The organism is Brooklawnia sp. (genome assembly GCF_049651565.1).
GTDB lineage: Bacteria > Actinomycetota > Actinomycetes > Propionibacteriales > Propionibacteriaceae > Brooklawnia.
In genome coordinates this window covers 1-3,592 of sequence record NZ_JBASCI010000168.1, presented here as the reverse complement: position 1 = coordinate 3,592, position 3,592 = coordinate 1, and the positions used below count along the sequence as shown (strand labels likewise).

Here is a 3,592-nt window from a genome sequence, read left to right as displayed (position 1 = left end):
CGTCAACATCAGGCGCGGCGGCCAGCCGAGCCGGGCCAGCAGCGCCGGCGGCCCCGAGTCTCAGGCCAGGTTCACCTTGTGGTGCTCGTACGGGGTGCCCTTGGCCCGCTCGATGGAGTTGCGGACTTCCTGCTCGGCGGCCTCCCGGCCCACCCAGGTGGCACCCTCGACCGACTTGCCGGGTTCGAGATCCTTGTAGACGGTGAAGAAGTGCTCGATCTCGAGCAGCATGAACTGCGGGATCTTGTCCAGGTCGTCGAGGTAGTTGCGTCGGGTGTCTGCAGTCGGGATGCACAGCACCTTGTCGTCGCCGCCCATCTCGTCCTGCATCTGGAACATCGCGACCGCACGGCACTCGATCAGGCAGCCGGGGAAGGTCGGCTCGGCGACGATCACCAGGGCATCCAGCGGATCGCCGTCCTCGCCCAGCGTGCCCTCGATGAAGCCATAGTCGTACGGGTACTGGGTGGACGTGAACAGCGTCCGGTCGAGGCGGATACGGCCGGTGTTGTGGTCCATCTCGTACTTGTTCTTGGTGCCCCGAGGTATCTCGACGGTCATGTCGAATGTGATTCCGACCCGAGGGTCTACGTCCACTTTGCGGAAGTCGTCGATCACCTGAACCATCCTTAAGATGAGAATCTCCGTCCTCAGGGTATCGGCTCAAAGGGGAACCAGTGGCATCGAACGCGCGACCCAGGCCCAACGCGCACCGTCGTACCTGGCCCGGCTGGCTGGCCTGGCTGGTGGTGGTGGCACTGCTGGTCGCGAGCGCCTGGTACGCGTCCGGCCCCCTGGCCCGCGATCAGGGCTGGCTGGTCGACGGCGGCAGCCCCACGGTCGACCCGGCGGTGATCACCGAACTGCACCCTCAGACCGAGGTACTGGGCGCCGGCGTGATCGACCCGCCTCCCACCCCACATCCCAGCCGCGTTGACCCCGCCCGGGTCGAGCAACTGATGGCCGACAACCAGCCCGACCTGCCCGGACTCTACAGCGCGGCGATCGCCGACCTGGCCGGTGGCCCACTTGCCTACGACCAGGACGCCAGCGCCGCGGTCGTTCCGGCGTCCACCATGAAGGTCATGCTTGCCGTCGCGGTGCTGGATGCGCTCGGCCCCCAGCACACCTTCACCACCTCGGTGGTGATGCCCAGCCCGGCAACGATCGTGCTGGTCGGCGGCGGAGACCCGCTGCTGGCCTCCACCCCGACCAGCTATCCGTTCGCCGACACCGTCGCCCCGCCCAGCACCGAGGAGCTGGCCGCCCGCACCGCCGCCGCGTTGACCGCCCAGGGCATCACCGAGGTCAGCCTGGGCTACGACGACTCGCTGTTCGCAGGCCCGGTCTGGCACCCCGACTGGCCCGAGGCCGACCGGCAGTTCGTCGCTCCGATCAGCGCGCTGGTGGTGGACGAGGCGGCCGATCAACCGGGCGTCGAGTCGGCCTCCCCGGCGGCGGCCGCAACGTTCGCCGAGCAGTTGCGGGCCAATGGCATCAAGGTGGTGGGCCAGCCCAGCGTCGCGTCGGCCGCCGGCGGCGAGCAGGTGGCGGCCATCGATTCGCTGCCGGTGTCGCTGCTGGTCCAGGAACTGCTGGTGCACTCCAACAATTTCATCGCCGAGATGCTGCTGCGCCAACTGGCTCTGGCCGACGACCGGCCCGCCAGTTTCGACGGCGGCACCAGCGCGCTGACGGCCCGGCTCACCACACTGGGGCTGTGGACCGACGGCCAGCTGATCGCCGATGGCTCCGGGCTGTCGATGAACAACCGGCTGACCACCGGTGAGCTGGTGGCCGCGCTGCAACTGGCAGCCGGACGCGACGACCTCGCCGCGGTGTTGGCCGGGATGCCGGTCGCCAAGGCCACCGGGACCCTGGCCAACCGGTTCATGGACGCCCGCAGCGAACCCGCCCGCGGTCAGGTACGGGCGAAGACCGGCACCCTCGACCAAGTGTCGGGGCTGGCCGGCTACACCCCCACCGCGGACGGCACCCTGCTGGCCTTCGCCCTGCTCGGCAACGAGTTGCCGCGCGACCAGGACGTCCGGGGCTGGTTCGACCATGTCGCGGCGGCCCTGGCTGGCTGCGACTGCGCAGCCTGAGCCGGTTGGCCAGGGCGTCTGAACCGGTAGGCGGGACGCCTAGTCTGGAGGCCATGACTGAGCTGCCGTGGATCGACTGGGACGCCGCCGAGCAGGTGGCGCTGCAGCTGGTCAAACCCGGGCCCGGGGTCACCCGGGGCGAGCGTGACCAGATCGTCGGCCAGTTGCGCCAGCAGGCCCGCCGCGCCACCGAGATCATCATCGATGCCTCTGGCCTGCCGCTGGCCGGACAGGCCAGGGAGCTCGTGGTCGACCGCCGCAACCTGGTCCGGGTCAACGTCGCCACCGCTCGCAGGCTCACCGACTCGCTCGGCCCGGCACCCGATGGCCCGCTCGGCCAGGCCGCCGGCCGGGCCCGCGGCACCACCATCGGCGGCCTGCTGGCCAGCCTTGGTGGCCGCATCCTCGGCCAGTACGACCCGTTCGGTGGGCCGCCGACGCTCTACCTGGTGGCGCCGACCATCATGGCGGTGGAGCGACAACTGAAGGTCGACCCCACCGATTTCCGGATGTGGGTGGTGCTGCACGAGCAGACCCACCGCGTCCAGTTCGCCAACGCGCCGTGGCTGCCCGACCACCTGGTCGGCCTGGTCGTCACCATGCTGACCGCCGACGAGCAGCCGCTGTGGCAAAACCTCGACCAGCGACTCGCGAAGATCAGGCGGGACCGGGCTGAGGGACGGCCGATTAGTCTGCGGCTGATAAACGCGGTGTCCGCACCCGAACTGGTGGCCGCGCTCGACCAGGTCACCGCGGTGATGTCGCTGCTGGAGGGGCACGCCGACGTCATGATGGACCGGGCCGGCCGGTCGGTCATCCCCAGCGTGGCCACCATCCGGGCCCGGTTCAACGCCCGGCGCGCCAGGGGCGGCATCCACGGGTTGGTCAACCGGCTGCTCGGGATGGACGCCAAGCTCGCCCAGTACGCCGACGGGGCCCGATTCTGCCGGCAGGTCATCAGGCGCGGCGGGGTGGGGCTGCTCAACCGGGTCTTCGAATCACCGGCGACGATGCCCGCCCTGCCCGAACTGCTGCACCCCGAGCAGTGGTACGAGCGGATGACCGGTGTACCGCGGGACGCCGATGGCCAGGCGTGAACTCAGCCCATCGCAACTGGCGGTGGTGCAGGCGGTCGCGCCGTGGCTGGCCGACCGGCAGCGTCCGGTGGTGGTGGCCTGCTCCGGCGGCCCGGACTCGATGGCGCTCGCGCTCGCAGTGTGCCACCTGACCAGGCGGGACGGTGCACGGGGGGCCAGCGCGGTCGTCATCGACCACCAGCTCCAGTACGGCTCGGCGGTGATCGCCGACCAGGTTGCGGGGCAGCTCGGCCGCCACGGCCTGAGGGCGCGGGTACACCGCGTCCAGCTGCCGGTGCAGTCGCAGCTCGGCATGGAAGCCGCCGCCCGGCAGGCGCGCTACGCCGGGCTGGCCGAGGCATCCGACCCGGGGGCGCTGGTCCTGCTCGGCCACACCCTGGACGACCAGGC

General features: G+C 70.6%; 4 protein-coding genes. 3 read left to right on the top strand and 1 reads right to left on the bottom strand.

The features are described from left to right. Positions 1–60: 60 nt before the first annotated feature. The gene (locus tag WBL05_RS07670) at positions 61–618 is read right to left on the bottom strand and encodes an inorganic diphosphatase (protein WP_424224929.1); all 558 of its coding nucleotides are present in this window, start codon (positions 616–618) and stop codon (positions 61–63) included. Between the two features lie 59 nt (positions 619–677). Between WBL05_RS07670 and dacB the strand changes: the two genes are divergently transcribed. The 3 genes from dacB to WBL05_RS07655 form a co-directional block, all read left to right on the top strand. Then, entirely contained in the window at positions 678–2,105 is a 1,428-nt protein-coding gene (gene dacB / locus WBL05_RS07665) for a D-alanyl-D-alanine carboxypeptidase/D-alanyl-D-alanine endopeptidase (protein WP_424224927.1), read from the top strand. Positions 2,106–2,158: 53 nt separating this feature from the next. After that, on the top strand, positions 2,159–3,202 hold the full coding sequence (locus WBL05_RS07660) for a zinc-dependent metalloprotease (RefSeq protein WP_424224925.1): 1,044 nt from the start codon (positions 2,159–2,161) through the stop codon (positions 3,200–3,202). Further along, positions 3,189–3,592: tRNA lysidine(34) synthetase (locus WBL05_RS07655; protein WP_424224923.1), on the top strand; the 404-nt coding region annotated here is incomplete at its 3' end. The genes WBL05_RS07660 and WBL05_RS07655, both read left to right, overlap by 14 nt.